Source organism: Dyadobacter linearis (genome assembly GCF_907165045.1).
Classification (GTDB): Bacteria; Bacteroidota; Bacteroidia; order Cytophagales; family Spirosomataceae; genus Dyadobacter; species Dyadobacter linearis.
Genome location: NZ_CAJRAU010000006.1, coordinates 185,652 through 206,138, shown reverse-complemented (window position 1 = coordinate 206,138; position 20,487 = coordinate 185,652). Strand labels below are relative to the sequence as shown.

General features: G+C 46.9%; 17 protein-coding genes. 6 read left to right on the top strand and 11 right to left on the bottom strand.

Translation table 11 applies throughout. The features are described from left to right. From KOD92_RS20100 to KOD92_RS20080, 5 genes are all read right to left on the bottom strand, one after another. Positions 1-2,979, bottom strand: a complete 2,979-nt coding sequence (locus KOD92_RS20100) for a SusC/RagA family TonB-linked outer membrane protein (RefSeq protein ID WP_229254786.1) — start codon at positions 2,977-2,979, stop codon at positions 1-3. A 353-nt stretch (positions 2,980-3,332) separates the two neighbouring features. Further along, complete coding sequence (locus tag KOD92_RS20095) at positions 3,333-3,566, bottom strand: hypothetical protein (protein WP_215235385.1); 234 nt, start codon at positions 3,564-3,566, stop codon at positions 3,333-3,335. Positions 3,567-3,569: 3 nt separating this feature from the next. Next, on the bottom strand, positions 3,570-4,031 hold the full coding sequence (locus tag KOD92_RS20090; RefSeq protein WP_215235384.1) for a DUF6932 family protein: 462 nt from the start codon (positions 4,029-4,031) through the stop codon (positions 3,570-3,572). A 42-nt stretch (positions 4,032-4,073) separates the two neighbouring features. Then, positions 4,074-6,617, bottom strand: a complete 2,544-nt coding sequence (locus tag KOD92_RS20085; RefSeq protein ID WP_215235383.1) for an ABC transporter permease — start codon at positions 6,615-6,617, stop codon at positions 4,074-4,076. Between the two features lie 12 nt (positions 6,618-6,629). Next, a complete protein-coding gene (locus KOD92_RS20080; RefSeq protein ID WP_215235382.1) occupies positions 6,630-7,298 on the bottom strand; it encodes an ABC transporter ATP-binding protein in 669 nt (222 codons plus the stop codon). Between the two features lie 116 nt (positions 7,299-7,414). Between KOD92_RS20080 and KOD92_RS20075 the strand changes: the two genes are divergently transcribed. After that, positions 7,415-8,101: an arylesterase gene (locus tag KOD92_RS20075; protein WP_215235381.1), complete on the top strand. Its 687-nt coding sequence runs from the start codon at positions 7,415-7,417 to the stop codon at positions 8,099-8,101. Between the two features lie 76 nt (positions 8,102-8,177). Here the strand turns inward: KOD92_RS20075 and KOD92_RS20070 are convergent, their stop codons facing one another. Then, a complete protein-coding gene (locus tag KOD92_RS20070) occupies positions 8,178-8,342 on the bottom strand; it encodes a lmo0937 family membrane protein (RefSeq protein WP_215235380.1) in 165 nt (54 codons plus the stop codon). A 175-nt stretch (positions 8,343-8,517) separates the two neighbouring features. Between KOD92_RS20070 and KOD92_RS20065 the strand changes: the two genes are divergently transcribed. The 4 genes from KOD92_RS20065 to KOD92_RS20050 all read left to right on the top strand — a co-directional run bounded on the left by KOD92_RS20065 (position 8,518) and on the right by KOD92_RS20050 (position 12,996). Continuing rightward, a complete protein-coding gene (locus KOD92_RS20065; protein WP_215235379.1) occupies positions 8,518-9,348 on the top strand; it encodes an alpha/beta hydrolase in 831 nt (276 codons plus the stop codon). A gap of 94 nt (positions 9,349-9,442) precedes the next feature. Further along, entirely contained in the window at positions 9,443-10,687 is a 1,245-nt protein-coding gene (fucP, locus tag KOD92_RS20060; protein WP_215235378.1) for an L-fucose:H+ symporter permease, read from the top strand. A 194-nt stretch (positions 10,688-10,881) separates the two neighbouring features. Beyond that, complete coding sequence (locus KOD92_RS20055; protein ID WP_215235377.1) at positions 10,882-11,781, top strand: ROK family protein; 900 nt, start codon at positions 10,882-10,884, stop codon at positions 11,779-11,781. Positions 11,782-11,820: 39 nt separating this feature from the next. After that, a complete protein-coding gene (locus KOD92_RS20050; protein ID WP_215235376.1) occupies positions 11,821-12,996 on the top strand; it encodes a DUF1624 domain-containing protein in 1,176 nt (391 codons plus the stop codon). A gap of 32 nt (positions 12,997-13,028) precedes the next feature. On the opposite strand, the gene KOD92_RS20045 is transcribed toward KOD92_RS20050, so the two are convergent. Continuing rightward, complete coding sequence (locus KOD92_RS20045) at positions 13,029-13,508, bottom strand: group II truncated hemoglobin (protein ID WP_215235375.1); 480 nt, start codon at positions 13,506-13,508, stop codon at positions 13,029-13,031. 25 nt (positions 13,509-13,533) lie between these two features. Continuing rightward, positions 13,534-15,645: an alpha-amylase family protein gene (locus KOD92_RS20040; RefSeq protein WP_215235374.1), complete on the bottom strand. Its 2,112-nt coding sequence runs from the start codon at positions 15,643-15,645 to the stop codon at positions 13,534-13,536. A 150-nt stretch (positions 15,646-15,795) separates the two neighbouring features. Here KOD92_RS20040 and KOD92_RS20035 point away from each other — a divergent pair, with 150 nt between their 5' ends. Beyond that, entirely contained in the window at positions 15,796-16,929 is a 1,134-nt protein-coding gene (locus KOD92_RS20035) for a BamA/TamA family outer membrane protein (protein WP_215235583.1), read from the top strand. Positions 16,930-16,934: 5 nt separating this feature from the next. Here KOD92_RS20035 and KOD92_RS20030 read toward each other — a convergent pair whose 3' ends face one another. The 3 genes from KOD92_RS20030 to KOD92_RS20020 form a co-directional block, all read right to left on the bottom strand. After that, positions 16,935-18,071, bottom strand: coding sequence for an MFS transporter (locus KOD92_RS20030; RefSeq protein ID WP_215235373.1), 1,137 nt, complete (start codon positions 18,069-18,071; stop codon positions 16,935-16,937). Between the two features lie 87 nt (positions 18,072-18,158). After that, positions 18,159-19,880 (bottom strand): GMC oxidoreductase, encoded by a 1,722-nt coding sequence (locus KOD92_RS20025; protein ID WP_215235372.1) that lies wholly within the window; start codon positions 19,878-19,880, stop codon positions 18,159-18,161. Between the two features lie 29 nt (positions 19,881-19,909). Then, on the bottom strand, positions 19,910-20,440 hold the full coding sequence (locus KOD92_RS20020; RefSeq protein WP_215235371.1) for a gluconate 2-dehydrogenase subunit 3 family protein: 531 nt from the start codon (positions 20,438-20,440) through the stop codon (positions 19,910-19,912). Positions 20,441-20,487: the final 47 nt, after the last annotated feature.

The window sequence follows — 20,487 nt, the reverse complement described above, 5'->3', positions numbered from 1 at the left end:
TTAAAAACCAACATTTAGACCAAAAAGGACAGTTTTAGCTTTTGGATAGCTCAGGTAGTCGATACCGTAAGAGGTGATCCCATTGATCTGACGATCATTATTCACCTCAGGATCGTATCCGTCGTATTTTGTCCAGAGGAACAGGTTCTGGCCGGTAACCGACAAGCGTACGGTCTGGACCCATTTGTTGATACCCAGTTTGGTAGTATTCAGGTTGTATCCCAGTACGAGGTTGTTCAATCTCAGGTACGCGCCATTTTTAAGATAGCGCGTCGAAACGGGAGCGGAGTTATTTACTGATTCTCCTGCATCGTTCAACGCTTCTCTTGTCACATTCACACCTTTCGATAATTTCAGTTTATAGAAATTCGAGTTGGCCGTGTTGTCGTAAACGTTATTGCCGGCCACGCCATTGAAATTCGCTGAAAGGTCAAAGCCTTTGAAACTCACATTACCATTGAAATTGTACATTCTGGTAGGTATTGCGGTACCTGCTGCAATGCGGTCTTTGTCAGAAATAATACCGTCACCATCCACATCCCTGAACTGGCTTATCCCTTTGTCGTCAAAACCAATATGTTCTTTCAGGAAAAATGTTCCGATCGGTTCATTATTGATATAACCGTTGATCGTGGCCGAAGTAAGTCCGGATCCCTGCGCCGAGCCTGAGGGTATTACAGAATATGGGGAGTTGGTCACATTGTTTTTCATAAATGTGATATTTCCGCCAAAACCATATCTCAATCCGCTTTCGGTTGAATTCCTGTAATTAAGGTCGATTTCAAGTCCTTGGTTCACAATCTTCATATCTGGCACATTGGTCCAGAAAGTACCGGCCGGCTGAACGGGATCGGCAGGTATCACTTCCAAAAGGATTTTTTGGGATGTTTTCGAGAAATAATCGATTTCCCCGCTCAATGCACCTTTGAACAATGCAAAATCAAGTCCTATATCGGTTTGGCGGGATACTTCCCACTGGATATTCGGGTTGGCTAGCCTGGTGTAGGTAGTTCCTGCCGGGTAGGTATCGCCTCCGTCGAGCGGGTAGCTCGTAGTTCCGGAAACCACCGAAGTGAAACGCGCCTGTGTGATCTTGGAAGGAATTTCCTGGTTACCCGTCGATCCCCAGCCTGCACGCAATTTCAAGTCTGAAAAAGGCGACGATTTCATAAAAGCCTCTTCCGAAATCCGCCAGCCTACTGAGAACGAAGGAAAATAACCGTATTTATTGTTCGCTCCGAATTTAGACGAACCGTCAACACGCAGCGTGGCTGTGGCGAGGTACCTGTCTTTGAATCCGTAGGTTGCGCGTCCGAAAAACGATTGCAGCTCATTGATCCTCGCAAAACCGCCTGGCTGGTTCAGTACCAGGTCGATTTCCTGTCCGAGACCCGGGTTATAGATCGGCTCAATGTCGGAAATCGGGAATTTATTAATACTGAAATTGCGCTGCTGCACTAGCAAATGCTGATAAGAATGTCCTACCAAGGCGCTGAAACTATGATTTTTGGTATTGGTAGTATAAGTCAGGTAATTCTCGATCAGCCTGTTGGAGTTTTTGTTACTCCAGTTTTCCAAACGGCCGATTTCGTAAGGAACTGTATTTGGCAAAGTCTGCTTGTCCTGTACCGAAGTGGCATGGTCGAGACCGAAATTCAGTTTGTAAACCAGTCCTTTAATGATCGTAACCGAAGGGGAAATACTCGCCAGAACACGGTTGGTGCTCAAAAGCTCCTTGTAAAGTTTGAGCGAGATTAGGGGGTTCGTACCGTCCTCATATTGAAAAGGCAGACCGTCCTCGCCGTAGGGCGCATAAGTCGGATTGGCAGTAACAGCCCCGCCGATCATGCTTTGCACGTTTGGCTTTTTGTTTTGCGTATTCGTCGCATTCAGGTTTATGTCAAGTGAAACACGGTCGTTCAGCAGTTTTTGGGTAAGATTGATCCGGCCGGTGTAACGGTCCTGCTGGCTTCCTTTGAGTATACCCTGTTGTTTTTGCGCACCAAATGAACCATAATATGTCATTTTATCAGTACCGCCTCCGATAGAAACGTTGTGATTATGCGTGGTCGCTGTTCTCGAAATTTCTTTCTGCCAGTCTGTATCTGCGCCTTTGTTGATGATCGTGCCGCCGAGCTTGCCCGCCTCGGAAATGAAGTCGGGGCCCGATAGCACATTGAGCGGGCGCGCCAATGTTGAAATACCCAGTGTTCCCGAATAGGTAACACTTGCCTGGCCCGTTTTTCCTTTTTTTGTAGTGATTAAAATAACCCCATTCGCGCCCCTCGCTCCATAAATCGCAGTTGCCGACGCATCTTTCAAAACGTCCATCGACTCGATATCCTGTGGGTTTAGGAAGTTGAGCGGGTTGGTATCGCCGCCCGTGCCGCTATTATCCAGCGCCAGTCCGTCGACCACGAAAAGTGGTGTGCTGCCTGTCCGTACACCGCCCGGGCCCCGTATGGTAATGCTGGATTTTCCGCCTGGCTCACCTGTTGCGGAGGTAATATTTACGCCCGATACCTTTCCCTGCAAAAGCTGCTCAGGGGAATTGATGATACCCTGATTGAATTCTGCACTTTTTAAAGACTTCACAGAGCCGGTAATATCTTTTTTAACCGTAGTTCCGTAACCCACCACAACTACCTCCCCCAGGTTGGCAGCTGTTTCTTTGAGTTTAATTTCAATAGAGCTGGCATTCGCTTCTGTGAGCAGGAAATTGTTCAGGGATTGTTTTTCAAACCCGATGTAGCTGAATTCCAGGTTGTAACGTGTTTCTGTTTGCAGGTTAGCGAAGGAAAATGCGCCTGCTTCGTCGGTAGTAGCACCTTGTTTGTTGCCGCCATTCACATCTGAAATTACGACAGTCACACCTGGCAGCGGTTCGGAATTGCCTTCGGTCAGGACTTTGCCAGTGAGTGTTATCTCTCTGAGAGCGGCCGCGTTCGCCTGCATGCAGCATGCGACAGCGAAAAGCATCAAATAACTTCGCCAAAGACCAGTTCTCACCGATCGGGATAGAGTTTTCATCATACTTGTGGATTATTAAATTGAAACAACATAAAAGGATGGAGTGGTAGTGAGAGGATTTCCTGCAAGATTACATTTGTATTTTTAAAATAAATTATAGAATATAGTTAATACACATTTCAAACGTTTGAAATTTTATGCAAACGTTTGAAAAAATATGAAGAAGGAATTGGATAAAATCAATAGCATAGCTGCGCCCGGCGCATTTAAGGGAGCGCAAAAGTGGCTGTTGCATCCCGAATGAATGCAAAAGTGAAGTTTAAGGAATTGTTAAATCCGGGAATCCAGGGAGTAAAGAGTTGTCACGCAGCGCTTTCGAGCGGATTAATCTGGATGCTGAGTCCGTAGGTTTGCATCAGCTCATCGAGTTCTGACTTGTGCTGTGCCAGTAAAGCGCGGTAATCCCTTATCTGACCTTGTGAACCCTGCTGGGCTTCGTGCAGCTTCAAGGTCTGGTTAGTAAGTGCAATCAATTCTAACAAACGGGACACCCGAAGTCCCCATTCGTGCAACTGAGGTAATTCTTGTTCCTGCATGACTCAATATTTTAGTTCTATTATTCCTTTTTTTCTATCTGACCGGGATCTTTGGAAAAGGTATTGCCATTGAAGCTGGTCTGCCTCGTACAAGAACCGTTTCGGGTGCTGATGCGGGTATATTGGTACAAAATAACCATCCATCCCGAACTTTCCAATGTTCCTGAGCTCTCTCAACCGGTCAATCTCACTTTCATTCGCGTAATACACGTCGAAATTAACGAAGGTCACAAAATCAATATCCCGGGGATTCAGCTTATTGGTAATGAAACTGCCATCGATCCACTGATAAAAGCTTATACCGAAAATCTGTTTTGCATTGGTGACATAGTCAGCAAAATTGTTGAATAGATCCGATCGGGTTGCAGAGCCTGGAAAGGATTCGACAAACATTTTTTCAAATGTTACCCAATCTGTCAGAATAATTTCTGCTGGTTGAAGGTTTCCATAAATGTCAAATTCCACTTTTTTCTAAATTTTTAGATAGGAGATAGTGTGTCTTGAATTCTAAACATCCTGCCTCAAAACTTCCAGCGGAGGTCTTGATAAGATGCCGCGGCTGTTGATTAGTCCGATGAAAACGGTCAGGAATGAGACGAACAGGAATACGCCCAGAATAGGCAAGAATTCGGGTTTGAACTCTGCTTCGAAACTGAATTTAGCCAGCGCAAAACTTCCTATTAATGCAATGATAATACCTGTAAGTGCCGCCAGTGAGCCTAAAAAGAAGTATTCAAGAGCTGTGATTGCGAAGATCTGCTTCCTGCTTGCGCCCAACGTCCGGAGCAAAACGCTTTCCTGCAAACGCTGGTATTTGCTGATCAGTACCGAGGAAATCAATACGATCAAGCCCGTCAGAATACTGAAACCCGCCATAAAACGGATCACAAAGCCGATTTTGTTAAAAATATCATCCAGCAAACGCAAGACCAATGCAAGATCGATGATCGCAATATTCGGGTATTTGCGAACAACAGCCTGTTGAAATGTAGCCGAAACCTGCGGATTTGGTACATGGGTAAGCATCGCGTGGAATTGCGGCGCATCTTCTAAAACGCCAGTCGGGAAAACGACGAGGAAATTGGTCTGGACTTCACCCCAGTTCACTTCCCGGAAACTGGAAACGCGCGTATTCATCATAGTGCCCTGCACATTGAAAACGAGCGTGTCACCCAGGTCAATGCGGCTGCGGTCAGCGAAACCTTGTTCCAGGGAGATTGGTACCAATCCTTTTGCAGGATCATATTTACCTTCCCACTTTCCTTTTACAATTTTCTCGGATGAAGTCGTGGAATCACGGAAAGTAACGCGGTATTCACGGCCAAAAATTCTTCTTGATTGTTCCGCAGTAGTATCTCCCTCAAAATCCGAAGCTGTTTTTCCATTCAATTCTTCCAATCGCATATTCACGATGGAAACGCTTTGATTAACAGGCACATTCTGCGCTTTTGCAATCGCCATAACACCTTCTTTCTGACTGCCCTGAATGTCAAAAAGTACAATATTCGGCTGGTTTCCGCTGGTTGAAAGTCTGACGCGTTCCAGCAAAATACTTTGCACAAAAAATAAAGTACAGATCAGCGAAGTGCCCAAACCGATAGACACAATCAATATCGCAGTCTGGTTATTGGGTCTGTACAAATTCGCGAGCCCCTGTCTCCACAAATAGCTCCACGATACAGGAAAGAACTTTCTGACCAGCCAGGTAAGTAATATCGCAGTGCCGTAAAGAACCAGAAATGAGCCCAGAATACCGGCCGTGAAAACCAACGCTTCGATCCAGGTGCGCATTTGCAGAAAGGAAAACCCGAAAATAAAGAGCACGATCAGCCCGTACAAAAGCCAGGTAAGCGGATCCCGGTCCAGCTTGATCGGGTCTAGCGAAACGCGTAGTACGTTCAGGGGGGAAACGCCGCGGATCGAAACCAATGGAGGTAATGCAAAAAGCAGCGATATCAATATTCCGATTGCCAGACCCTGCAATATAGACAGCCACGAAATGCTCGTTGTGAGCTCGAAAGGCAGCAAATCTTTGATTACAATAGGCAAAAACTGCTGAATAGCGGTTCCCAGCGCAGCGCCAAGTACCGATCCTATCACACCGATCCCCACGATCTGGATCAGGTAGATCATAAAAGCCTGCGACGCTTTTACGCCCAGGCACCGGAGAATAGCAATGGAATTCAGCTTTTCACGAATATAAATATGGATTGCGCTCGCTACACCAATGCAGCCGAGCAATAGTGCTACAAAACCTACCAACGCTAAAAAGCGCGTCAGGTCCTGGAACGAGCGGCCGGTGTCTTCTTTTTGTTCCTGTACCGTATTATAGTCCAGGTCGTATTTTTCAAATTTCGGTTCCAGCGTTTTTACCAGTTTCTCAACATCTGTCTGCGCCGGAAACTTGAAATAATACCTGTAAGCCACGCGGCTTCCCTTCTGCATAAGTCCCGTCTGATCCAGAAACTGCATGGGAATATAAACCGTCGGCGCAACGGAACTGGTGATTCCTGTCGCTCCGGGCGCTTTTTCAAGAATTCCCGCAATTGCAAAAGTCACTTCACCTATGCGAATAGAGTCGCCTACTTTGGCTCCGTATTGCAGCATCAGAGTCTGGTCCACCAGTGCTTCCTGGCGTGAACGAAATGTATTTTCAGCAGTAACCGGTACCGTTTCAAATTTTCCATAGTAGGGAAAACTGCCCGACAAAGCTTTCACCTGCGCCAGTCTGTTCCCGCCATTTTTTACAAAATAAACCATGGAAGCAAAACTGCGTTCTTCCGATCGGTTCTTGCTCAGAGAATCTACAAGTTCCTTCGCTTTTCCGTCCACAGCCCGGTTGCCGTAAAGTGCCAGGTCCGCCCCGATCAGCGTCGCTGCCTGGCTGTCGATATTCTCTTTCAGGTTGTCGCCGAGGGAATAAATCGCCACCAGGGCCGCGATACCGAGGATAATGGAGGAAATAAACAGTACCAGACGCGAGCGGTTTTTACGACTGTCGCGCCACGCCATTTGCAGCAGCCATGCTATATTCAGCTTATTTGGGTTCATCAGGAATTCGGGTTATGCTACCAATTTACCGCCTTTGATGCGGATAATCCTTTGGGTTTTTGCGGCGAGTTCGAGGTCGTGGGTCACGACTACGAGCGTGGTACCTGCTTCTCTATTGAGGTCGAAAAGCAGCTTCACTACTTTTTCGCTGGTCTCTGCATCCAGGTTTCCGGTAGGTTCGTCGGCAAATAGGATCTGCGGCTGATTTGAAAATGCGCGGGCAAGCGAAACGCGCTGCTGCTCGCCGCCGCTCAGCTGGGTAGGGTAGTGGTGACTCCGCTCACCAAGGCCGACTTTATCAAGCAGATCAAGCGCGCGGGATTTGATATTTCTTTCACCTCTCAATTCCAGCGGTACCATCACATTTTCCAATGCAGTGAGTGTCGGCAGCAGCTGAAAATTTTGGAATATAAAACCTACATATTGGTTTCGGACGGCGGCAAGCTGGTCTTCATTTAATCCGTTCAATTTAGTCCCGTGCAATTCCACAGTTCCCGAAGTGGCGCGGTCGAGGCCGGCGCAGAGACCGAGCAGCGTCGTTTTCCCACTTCCCGAAGGACCCACGATCGACATCGTTGAGCCGGCTTCTACCGAAAAATGAATGTTGTCTAAAACAGTCAGGGACCGGTCCCCGCTTTTATATATTTTACTTACCTGATGCAGGTCGAGTATCGTATCCATCTATTGTTTTCTAAATTTATGAGTTGTGGTGCTGCGTTTCGCAACCTGTTTTGATCTAATTTGGTTGTTTTGATTTTATGCCAAACCTAAATATAGTGTAAAAACTAATGTTCCATATGAAGCGAATTCCCAGTTTTCTTTACACACTTCTAATTCCAATCCTGCTACTGGCCTGTAACACGGAGCAAAAAGAGCAGTCGGCCGCTGCCGGAGATTCAACAGATACCGCAGCCAAAACACCTGCCGCTAAGAAGAAGACAATCGTATTTTTCGGAAATAGTCTCACCGCCGCCTACGGGCTCGACGATCCTTCACAGGGTTTTGTAGGTCTGATCCAGAAGAAAATAGATTCCTTAAAGCTCAATTATAAGGTAATCAATGCGGGTGTGAGCGGAGAAACTACTTCCGGAGGTAATAGCCGCATCGACTGGCTTTTGAAACAGCCGCTAGACATATTTGTGCTCGAACTCGGCGGCAATGATGGTTTGCGCGGGATACCCGTTTCTGAAACCAAAAAGAACCTGCAAGCCATTATAGATAAGGTACATACAAAATATCCTGAGGCCAAGCTGGTACTGGCAGGAATGCAGATCCCGCCTAATATCGGACAGAAATATGCTTCGGATTTCCGGGCGGTTTATGCGGATCTGGCAGAGAAAAATGACCTCACCCTGATCCCGTTTTTACTGGAAGGAGTGGGTGGCGAAGCAAAATTGAATCTGCCCGACGGCATTCACCCAACTGCGGAAGGTCACAAAATACTTGCAGAAAATGTGTGGGTGGAGATCAAGGACCTGCTTTAATATGAATGCTAAAGCTGTAAAAAAGCAAAGGCCCGAAACGTTAAGTTCCGGGCCTTTCTATTAAAATGGTCTTTCCCTACACAACCCTGTCGCCACGAATCACACGAAGAATTATTGCAACAACTGCAATCACTAACAGAATGTGAATGATGTTACCCATTCCGAAGCTAGCGAAGCCAAAATAGCCTATCAACCAAATGATTACAAGGATGACAGCTATTGTATAAAGAAGATTTCCCATTGTCTTAAATTTTTAAGTTAGAGTTAATATAGATCTGTCATAATCATATCAATTTAGATGCCAGCAATAATTCGGTGTTTTTAAGTCTGATATTTCCCCGGATTCTACAATATTTGCGTGTTTCAGTAATCTTATAGCAGTAAGTTGTAGAAATTTATCTCAAAGTATTCCGGTTATGAACAAAGTCCTTTTACAGCTCCTATTCCTGATCACCTCTCTTTCAATAACTTCGCAAGCTGCTGTTGTCGATACAGTTGACACTTACAGCGCGGCGATGAAAAAAAATATCAAAGCAGTTGTAATCAGACCAGACAATTATGCTTCGGCCGGGGAAATGCCGGTTGTATACCTTTTACACGGTTACAGCGGCAATTATGCGGATTGGGTCAAACGAGCCCCAGGTTTTGAAAAAGCGGCCGATACCTTCCAAATGATGATCGTGTGCCCCGACGGAGGATTCGGAAGCTGGTACTGGGACACAAAAGATCCGCAGTTTCAATATGAAACCTACGTTTCCAAAGAGCTGGTTTCATTTATCGACAGCAAATACAAAACTATTAAAGACCGGCGCGGGCGGGCGATCACAGGATTAAGTATGGGCGGACACGGCGGATTGTACCTCGCATTCAGGCACCAGGATGTATTCGGAGCTGCGGGCAGCATGAGCGGCGGCGTGGATATCCGCCCGTTTCCCAACAACTGGGATATGGCCAAAAGGCTGGGTAAATACGCAGAGAACCCGAAAGTGTGGGAAGAGAACACGGTGATCAATATGCTGCATTTACTTACACCCAATACCTTATCTATAATAATTGACTGTGGTAAAGAGGATTTTTTCTTTGGGGTAAATGAAAACCTGCACCGTGAGCTCATGTACCGCAACATTCCCCACGACTATATTGTACGCCCCGGCGCGCACAACTGGCCTTACTGGACCAATGCGATTCAATACCAGCTGCTTTTTATGAATAATTTTTTCAGTAAAAAAGAAGCTCCTGTGAAGTGACGGGTATTTTCGAATGCATTCAGTTTTTAAATTTTCCCGAATTACATTTGCACAAATAGAATTAACCTACCTTTTAATTTTACTATTCAGCTAAATGAGCAACATTTCCTCGTCTGCGCAAGCTAGTGCCCCCAAATTCACGGATAAAAAATACCTCATTACCCTCATTTTCGTGACCTCCCTTTTTATGTTCTGGGGCATTGCCATTACGATGGGAGATGTTTTGAACAAACATTTTCAGCACGTTCTGAGCCTTACCAAAACCCAGTCTGCCTTCGTACAGTTCGCCATTTTTGGTGCCTATGGGGTAATGGGAATTCCTGCCGGGCTTTTCATGAAGCGTTTCGGTTATAAAAATGGCGTATTGTTTGGACTGACCCTTTTTGCAATCGGTTCTTTCCTGTTTGTCCCGGCTGCGGCAGCGGCTTCGTTTCCGTTTTTCGGAGGCGCGCTGTTTATTCTGGGCTGCGGTATTTCCACGCTTGAAACAGTCGCTCACCCTTTCGTAGCCTCTCTGGGCGACCAGCGCACCAGCGATATGCGCATTAACTTTGCGCAGGCTTTTAATGCAGTAGGTACCATCATCGGGCCGGCAGTAGGTTCTTATTTCCTGCTCAGAAACAATGTGGAAGGCAGCACTGACCTCACTTCTGTCAAGACACTATATATTGTAATCGGCGCAGTGATCGCTACGATCGCGGTTTTGTTTTCATTTGTAAAAGTTCCTGCATTAACGGATCCACACGTAGCCGCCGACCCGGCTGCTGCCAACGTTGATATTCACCCGGGAAAGAGACTTTTCGAACACAGCCACTTCAAGTGGGCAGTTGCCGCGCAGTTTTTTAATGTGGCGGCGCAGGCAGGTACATGGGCGTTTTTTATTAATTACGGCCACGAAAAAATGGGTTTCACCGACGCTGTGGCTGGTAACTGGATGATCCTCTTCTTTGTGCTAATGCTGGCAGGAAGGTTTATCGGTACTTTCCTGATGCGCTACATTGCGCCGCATTCATTGCTCGCTATTTTCGCTGCCTGCAACATTGTGATGTGCCTCATCATTGCGCAAAGTCTGGGCTGGCCTTCATTCATCGCGTTATTAATGCTGAATTTCTTTTTCAGTATCATGTTCCCTACGATTTTTAGTTTGGGTTTGAAAAATTTGGGCAAACACACGCAGCAGGCTTCATCCTTTATTTCAATGGGCGTAGTAGGCGGCGCATTTTTCCCATTCGCCATGGGCGCAGTAGCAGAGTCCGACGTAGCTCACGCATATTACCTTCCGATCATTTGCTATGCAGTGATATTCCTGTTCGGATATCGGTTTTACAAGGTGAGGTAGAGCGGTTAGCTATTGGCTATTAGCGGGTAGCTATTAGCTATTAGCGGGTAGCTATTAGCTGTTAGGCTTTGCTGGGTGGATTCTTTTTTTTACTGATCCATTAATAACAATTATTGAAAATATTTTTTGAAACTAAATACTAACAGCTAAAAAGCTAATAGCTAACAGCCAACAGCTAAAAACCAATCAAATCCATGAATCTCTGGGGTATAGATTTAGGCGGGACCAAGATAGAGTGTGCAGTTCTGGACTCTAAAAGGAACCTCGAAGTAGTCGCGAGAATGCGGCTGCCGACGGAATCGGCGAAAGGTTATGATCACATTTTGTCCCAGATCAAAAGACTGATCGATATGGTTGCGGAGCAGGTAGGGGAGCAGCCGACGAAGATCGGATTCGCTACTCCGGGTGTTCTGGAGCCGGATTCGCAGTTGATGAAAAATTCGAATACAACCTGTCTGAACGGAATGCCGCTCAAAACGGATTTGCAGGAGATATTGGGTGTGCCTTGTCAGCTGGCAAATGATGCCAACTGTTTTGCGCTTGCCGAAGCCTTAATGGGAGCCGGGAAAGAGTACCACACTGCGGAAGTTGTATTTGGTGTGATAATGGGTACTGGTGTCGGAGGCGGGTTGGTAGTCAACAACAAGATTATCTCCGGCCACCACGGAATAGGCGGCGAGTGGGGGCACAATATCCTGGAAGAAAACGGCGAGCCTTGCTATTGCGGAAAAGCAGGCTGCGTGGAACAAGTCATTTCCGGCCCGGCGCTCGAACGTTTCTATGAGCGTGAAAGTGGTCAGAAATTGACGATGAAGGTTATTCTGGAAAGATATAATGAAGGCAAAGACCCGCACGCGACGGCCACGATTGAACGGCTTCTCGAATTTTACGGCCGCGCAATTTCTACTTTGATCAATGTGATCGACCCGGGCCTGATCGTGATCGGCGGCGGGGTAGGAAACGTGGATCTGCTTTACACAGCCGGTTACGAACGGATCAGGAAATATATTTTCAACAACGGCACGATTACGACGCCGATTGTGAAACCCAAGCTTGGGGATAGCGCAGGCGTTTTCGGCGCGGCGCTTTTGTAGTGAAATAAGGAGTTTCATCCATTTCAATACTGTAAGGGAATGCAATATCGTATCCGATCGATAGACACCGTCCGGGGCTTGATCATGGTGATCATGGCCCTGGACCATGTTCGTGATTTCTTTCACATTTCCGCATTCACTGCCGATCCGCTCAACCCGGAAGCTACTTCGGGTATATTGTTTTTTACGCGCTGGATCACGCATTTTTGCGCCCCTTCATTCATGTTGCTGTCGGGTATCTCCGCTTATTTATCGGGACAAAATAAATCCGCGCGCACCACTTCATCCTTTCTGATCAAGCGTGGTTTCTGGCTGATATTCGTCGAAATCGTATTCATGACCTTCGCTTTTTCTTTCGATATTACTTACAAAACGATCTTTCTGGCCGTGTTATGGGCGCTTGGTACGAGTATGATCTCGCTGGGTTTACTCGTTCGTTTCCTTTCTCCCAAAGCGATTCTTGCGGTCGGGCTGATATTGATTTTCGGTCACAACCTGCTTGATTACGCGAAAGTTGCACCTAATTCAGTGCCCGATATTTTACTTAGTATTTTCCTCACCGGCGCGGGCAAATTCTATCCGCGTGGCGACGGTGGTAACATTGCATTTCTGTACGTGATATTGCCCTGGGCCGGTATTATGATGTCGGGTTATGGATTGGGTTCTATATTTAAAAGAAGCTTTCCCGTCGCGCAGCGCAGGAAGTTACTGCTCATCACAGGCGCTGTATCCATTGTCCTTTTTATCGCATTGAGGTTGCTGAACGGTTATGGAGATCCGTCGCACTGGACAGTGCAGAAGGAAGGGTTTCGCACATTCCTTTCTTTTATGAATGTGAGCAAATATCCGCCGTCACTTTTGTTTACGTTAATGACATTGGGCCCAGTTCTGATCTTACTTGCACTTACTGAAAGTGCCGAAAATAAGCTTGCGAAATTCTTCACCGTTTACGGAAAAGTACCTTTTTTCTTCTTTATGCTGCATTTTTACGTCATCCACTTGTTCACGATGATCGCAGTACTTAGCTCCGGCTATACCTGGCAGCAGGCGACCGACGACAAGCTTTTCTTCAAATTCCGTCCATTCGATTTCGGTTATGAACTGGGCTGGGTATACCTGATCTGGATTGCGATCGTGCTTGCTTTATATTTTCCCTGCAAATGGTTTGGTGATTATCGCGCTCGGGAGAAAAAGTGGTGGCTGAGTTATTTGTAATGCGGTGATCACTTGCGACCGTGCAGGCAGTATCACCCTAAATACGGCCCGCCCGGAACACCCCAGCCCCACTTTGGCATCGGCTCCTCAGGATTCATTTCAAGAGTTTCGGCATTGGAATTTAGAATTGCGATTCGTGTTCCCCATTCTATGTAAGCTACAAATGCAGAACGGAATTCGGGATCGTCGGGCAGACTGATCTCATCGGCTGTTTCGAGCAGCAATGCAACCCAACGCTGCCGATGCTGCTCGGTCAGGTGTTTGCCCAAATGCTTTTGGATCATTCTGAAATGACTTCCTTCTTCGGTACTGTACATTTCCGGTCCGCCAAAAACCTCGGCAATGAAGTGTGCAACATGGCGCTGGTGCTCGGTGGACATGTGCTTGAAAACGGGTTCAAGAAGTGGATCCTGCAATACTTTTTGGTAAAACTTTTCGGTTAATAGCTCAAATGCAGGCATTCCGCCAGCCCATTCAAAGAGCGTCGGAATCCGTTTTACTGGCTCTTCCATAGGATTTTGGTCAATTTTTTCTCCATTAATTCCACTCCATTACAATTCCATCGAATCCGGCAAGCTCAGCAATTTCAAGATTGGTGATTCCGCTTTTCCAGGCAAACTTTATGGCTTTTCCAGTCGAAAGCGAAAACACTTTCCTGGGTTTTTTGCTTGATTCAATCCCAAATTTAAGCGCATACAATGGGAGCGGCTCGAAATAGGTATTGCCGCTGAAACCTGTCAGGTTGATTAAATGCAGGATCATCCCGTCGCTTGTTTGCTTCTCACTATTACTGACGTTGTTCTTCGTAAATTCCTTTAAAATGGTTTCCACTCGCGCAGGTGCATTAGTTTGAATCGTATGTTTCGACTCGGGCAGAATGTGATCTATCACATCCAATAATATGTTTTTATGTTCCTGATAACCATGCATATAGTATATTTTGCCAAGATTGATTGGTAAGATCACTGCTTTACTTTTCTCATGATTTTTAATGGCCATCGCGTAAGAGCCCGTCGCGTCGTGGCCACCGATTATTTCCGGCGGGCCGGGGCGACCTTTTGCCAAAATGGGTAACAGCTTTTCATCAGCGCCCGGAAAATCATAGATACCGAGGTTAAACTTCCAGAAAAGCATTTTCTGTCCAGCAAAGCTTTTGAAGATCGCGCGGTTGTCCGGTACCAGGTAATTGCCGGCACCGTCGTTGTCTTTTTTCTGGATTTTCGCTCCGAATAAGTCCAGTAAGGTTTCGGGGCTATCGAACAAACTTCTGTTGGTGGCGATCAGGTTGGTACCCTCGCGGCTCGCCTGTTTCAACACCTCGATCGCTTCCGGTTTCAGGTAAGTTATTTCTGGCAAGATCAGCAGTTTGTAGCCTTTTACTTTTTCTGCCAGATTGTGGATCTGTCCGTCTTCGATAATGTCAAAAGGAATATGCGCCTCGCGTAACATCAGCTGAATGCCCCGGTATTCCTGCATCGGCTCGCCATTTGGCCAGGCGCCCGGCGCTATGACTGCGATTTTGGCAACCGATTTATACCTTCCAAAATACGGCTCATGCTTTTTATGGAACGCATATACTTTCCTGAAAACCTCAAAATTCCGCTCGTCTTCATAGCCGCGCATATCGCCCATCATACTCAGGTCGAGCCCGGATCCGTTTGCAATATTTTCATACAACCTGATCTGCACTTCCTGCGGTTCTACTGCATTATATCTCGACTGAAATGAGATCTGCTGGATACTCGCATTGCTGATAATATGATCTGGAAAAGAGTTAACCGCATTCGAAACATTGTCTGACGCCGAATAGGGCCAGTAGGGTAGTGTGGTCATACTCTGAGATTCATGGCGAATGATATCCACGAACTTATCAGAATAGGTACAGATCGCAATCTGCTCATTTTTGGACTTTACCAGTTTGTGCAGCCGCTCCGACCAATCTTCCACCGTATGTTTCTTAAATTCCAGATACTTCTGAAAAAGCCGATCTGACTTGTTTTCCTCTACCGGAAGCTGCTTCCCGCCGGAAAATTCGGCGAAGCGTTTTTTGTCATATTCATTCTGGTCAATTCCGTGGTATTTCCCCTCGTACGGATTGTTGACCTGGTAACCCGGCATATTCAGGAAGATCCCGTCGATCGGGAAATTATCCATTACTTCGCTGATAATTTGATATGCTTTTTCCTGCACATAAGGCGCGTTGATTGACACTACGTACATATCGGTGTTGATGATCCGCTCGCCTTTCGGAGAAATATAGCACCAGTCGGGATGCGCCTTAAAAATGCTTTCATGCACCCGGCTGAAATCAAAACGAACGATCACCTTGATGTTCTGCTCGTGGCATTTCCTGATTACGTCGCCCAGCACATTTCCTTTTACATAAGGATTTTGATAGTGAAAATTCAGTTTGGTAGGATAAAACGCCATGATCCCGCCGGCATTGATCAACAGGGTATTAGCCGAAAAGCGAACGAGATCTTCCACGATAGAATCCGCATTGATCGTCTTCGCTTCGTAGTCGGGCAGGTTCATTTGAATGACGCGGAGATTATTTCTTTTCCACCAGAGATCTTTTATATCGTTTTTCTGAGCAAAAACAGAAAGGCAGGAAAGCAGGCAGAACAGCAGCAGAAGTGGTTTTTTCATGGGTAAACTCATTTGGCTGAAAAGGTACCACCGCTTTTGTATCTACTGGGAAATTTGTATTTCTTGAATATCCCTATGCACCGGTTTCGTCTGGCTTAATTTTTTAACAAATAGTATTTCCAAAGTACTTACTCACCTTAAAGTGTTCTGATATTGTATAAACTCATTATCCTCCTGATTTTGACCTTATGCCTTGCGCGCGTTCCTCACGCCAATGCGCAGGGGGATTGGTTTAAGCGTTTTGTAAAAAAAACAGTTTCAGACACAACAGCCCCGGGAGAATCCAGCTTCCGTATTTATCCTACTCTGGGCTATTCACCGGAAACAAGCTTTGAGTTCGGGCTATCGTCGCTTTTGATTTTTCAGGCTAAAAAAGACACACTCAACCGCCTCAGCGAAGTGCAGGCTTTTACGTTTCTGACGCTGGAAGCGCAGTACGGGATCTGGCTGGACAATGCGATTTATGGAGATAAGGATAAATGGTTTTTTCTCGGCAGGACACGTTTTCAGCGTTTTCCACTACTATATTATGGTATCGGCCCTCAAACTCCCGACAAAGATCCGGCGCTGATCGATGCAAATTACCTGCTTCTAAGGCAGAGGGTTTTGCGTAAAATAGTGCCAAACCTGTTTGTCGGTCCGGAGATTGACTACCAGCAGTTGTATAATACCGGCTTCGAGCAACCCGATGATCATTTTTATGATAAACCACTGGGAAGCGACGGGGCTCGCAATATAGGGTTCGGAGCGGCGCTCGTTTACGACAACCGTCACAACGTGCTGAATGTGAGAAAAGGGTTTTTTGGTGAAGTATCTTTCTTGAAATACAGTCCGGCACTCGGCAGCAACCAGAATTTTCGTTCGATCAATGTGGATATCCGCGGCTCGCACCCGACAAGTATCCGAAATGTATTTGCGTGGCAGGTTTACAGCAGTTTCAGCGCAGGTAACGTACCTTTCAACCAGCTTGCGTTAATGGGCGGCGAAATGATCATGCGGGGATATTACTATGGCAGATATCGGGATAAGGGCATGATTGCCACGCAGATAGAACATCGGTGGCTTCCATTCGGATTTAGTAAACGGTTCGGCGCGGTTGCATTTGCGGGAACGGCAGTAGTGGGTCCCAAGCTTTCTGAACTTAACCTGAAATACATCCGGCCCTCCGGCGGGGTTGGGCTGCGTTACCTTCTTTTTCCGAGAAAAGACATATTCCTGCGTCTGGACGTAGGTTTTACCAAAGATGGACCAGGTTTTTACCTGTTTACCGGGGAAGCTTTTTAAGTGATCTAGTCCCGGTGTTTGTATCCAAACGCAACAACAAACAATAGTACTCCAACCAATCCGAGCGCGAATGCAAGTGAAGTGAATTCAGCGATTACCCCGATCAGAGCCGGCCCGGCCAATTGTCCGGAATAGCCCAAAATTGTAACTGCGGAAAGTGCGATCGAAGGCGGGATGCCGGGAATGCGGCCGGCAGCTGTGAAGAATACGGGGACTACATTTGCCGCACCCAGTCCTACTAATACAAATCCGATCAATGCGGTTGCTGCCCAGGGGGTTATGACCGCGATCAGGAATCCGGCACCAGCGAGCAAAGTTCCGTATAAGACTACTTTGGCCGGCCCCAGTTTGTGGATCAGTCCGTCTCCGGTAAGACGCATTACCGCCATTGCAATAGAGAATGCAGCATATCCAAGACCAGACCAGGAAGGGTCGAAGTTTCTGGAAAATTGCAGGAATACCGCGCTCCAATCAAGCAGGGAACCTTCTGCCAGGAAGATAATAAAGCACATAATACCCAAGAAAAGCACGGGGCCTTTTGGTATCGTGAAATTGCTGCTGTCCATTTTTGCTTCCTGTGAATGAGGCAGCAAATGCCGGATCTGGGTGGCCGTAATGATGACGAGCAATGCAGAAATCGTGATCGCGGCTATATTTGGCGACAAGCCCATTTTGATCAAAAACCCGAGTCCGATCGCGCCGATCAAGCCGCCTACGCTGAACATTCCGTGAAAGGAAGACATAATATGCCGGCCGAAACGCTCCTGCACGAGTACCGCCTGTGCATTCATCGCCACATCGATAGAGCCGATTCCGGCGCCGAAAACAAACAATGCGCCAGCCAGTTGATAGGAAGTAGTTGTGAGCAGCAAAACCGGAAGTATCGCCGCAATTACCATCGCAGCGATGAAGGCAATCGCCCGGCTGCCATATTTGTTGATCAGAAATCCGGCGACGGGCATGGTAAGGATTGCGCCTGCACCGAGCGCCAGGAGCACGATACCCAGGTCGGCGTCGTTTAATGCGAGTTGTATTTTGGCAAAAGGAACCATCGGAGCCCAGCTCGATAACCCTATTCCGCAGACTAAAAAAATGAGTAAAACTGCTCTGCGCGCAGCAGAAATCTTCGACTTATCGTCCATTGGAGGTTGTTAAATAACTTCGCAATTTAATGCGAAAAAAACGGTTGCCTGAATAAACAAGCAACCGTTTCTGCTAAAATTATACGATCAAATATTCTTCTTCTTGCTTTCTTTGACTGCGAAGTCGACTGCACGGGCGGTGAGCGCCATGTAGGTGAGCGACGGGTTCACGCAGGAAGCCGAAGTCATGGCAGCACCATCTGTTACGAATACGTTTTTCACAGCGTGAAGCTGGTTATTTCCGTTCAGAACCGAAGTTTTTGGGTCGCGGCCCATTCTCGCAGTTCCCATTTCGTGGATCGCCATTCCAAGATAGGATCCGTTGTCATAGGTTTTTACATTCTTCACACCTGATTTTTCAAGCATTTCAGCCGCGTCATTCATCATATCCACGCGCATTTTCTTCTCATTTTCACGAAGGTCCGCATCGAATACGACAGTCGGGATACCAAACTTGTCTTTCTTTTCTTTGCTGAGATACATGTAGTTATCGTGGTAAGGCAAAGTCTCTCCAAAGCCTCCGAAGCCCATTGTCCAGTTGCCCGGCGTAGTCAGTTCCTCCTTGAAATCGGCACCGAAAGCCAGTTCAGCAACATTGCGCTGCCAGCCCTGGCGGCCTCCGCCTCCCTGGTAGCCAAATCCACGCAGGTAATCCCGCTTGTCGTTACCGATATTGCGGTAGCGCGGTACATATATCCCGTTTGCGCGGCGACCGAAATAGTATTTATCCAGGTCACCTTCCCAAACACCACTGGCGCCGGTGCGGAAATGGTGATCCATTAAGTTATGTCCCAGCTCGCCGGAATCATTTCCCATTCCATTTGGAAAGCGGTCGGAAGTAGAATTCAATAACAAAGCAGCAGACGCGATTGCGCTCGCATTGACGAATATGATATTTGCGAAATATTCTTTTTCCTGTAAAGTTTTCGTGTCCACAACACGGACGCCGGTCGCACGGCCACCTGCTTTTTTACCGTCATAAATGATCTCACGAACCGCAGAATCCGGGCGCAAAGTCAGTAATCCGGTTTTCATAGCCGGCGGCAATGTGCTCGACTGCGTACTGAAATAAGCTCCGTAGGGGCAGCCAAACGAACACCTGTTCCGGTACTGGCACGGAGAGCGGCCGCCTTCGAGCTGTTCCTTGGTTGCCTGCGACAAGTTCGCTACCCGGCCGATAGTCATATTGCGGCCCGGGAATTCCTTTTCAAGGCGCTTTCTGACTTCTTTCTCAACAAAATACATTTCCATCGGGGCAATGAAATCACTGTCAGGCAATTGCGGAAGCCCCAGTTTCTCACCAGAGATCCCCACGTGTTTTTCCACATAAGAATACCACGGCGCAATGTCTTTGTACCGGATCGGCCAGTCTACGGCTATTCCGTCTTTCAAATTTGCTTCAAAATCAATGTCGCTCAGCCTGTAAGACTGCCTTCCCCACATAATCGATTTTCCACCAACGATATCCGGACGAAACCAGTCGAAGCGCTTTTTCTCTTCGTAGGGCGCGTCCATATCGTTCATCCAATACTTTTCCGTGTTCTCGTTGTACGGATAATCGCGGGAAAGGAATGGGTGCGTTTCTTTTTGTTTAATGGTCAGCCGACCGTTGTATTTGGTTTCCCAGGGTGCTTTTAATGCATTGTCATAACCGGTAATATGTTCCAGGTTCTTGCCTTTTTCAAGCATCAAAACCTTCAAACCTTTGGCTGTGAGCTCCTTCGCAGCCCAGCCTCCCGACACGCCCGAACCGATTACGATGGCATCGTAGGTTACTTCTTTTAATGCGTCAATATTAAGATTCGCCATTTTGGATTTTTTATAATAGGGTTTAGAGATTAAAGCGCCCAGCTCTTCTGGCCTTTCGGCATCGGCCACGAACCGTCAAATCTTCCCGGAATAGGCACATAATCAAGTGCTTGTGTCGCGCCAATTTCGGAAGTGAAGTATCCGGTAACAGTAAGCCCTTTCATTTGCAGGAAAAAAGGCTTGTCCGCCACAGTTGTTTTCTTGATGATCTCGTTTTTCTGGGTTGGGTCCAGAGCTACAAATCCTTTGCTGTAAGTCTCTTTGCTCAGTGCCTCCACTTTATCCAGCCCGTCATAAAATTTCTTTTGCTCGTCGATCGGATAGCAGTCACGCATGATCCGGGTAATGAACTTCTCAGCCCCTGCTGCTTTTGCCCCTGGTGTTCCGGTGGTTGGAATGATCACGTCGGCTACCTCGGCAAGTAGCGCTTCCTGATTTTCCGAAATGGATATCGAAGGCCCAAAATTCAATTTTTCCCCCATAATACCCGCCATTAGCGGGGCCGACAGGGTGCCTCCCATCAGGAGCGTTATTTTTTGAACAGCTTCTCTACGGTTCATGGATTAGGATTATTAATGGTGAAATTCAAATAACTATAATTGATCTT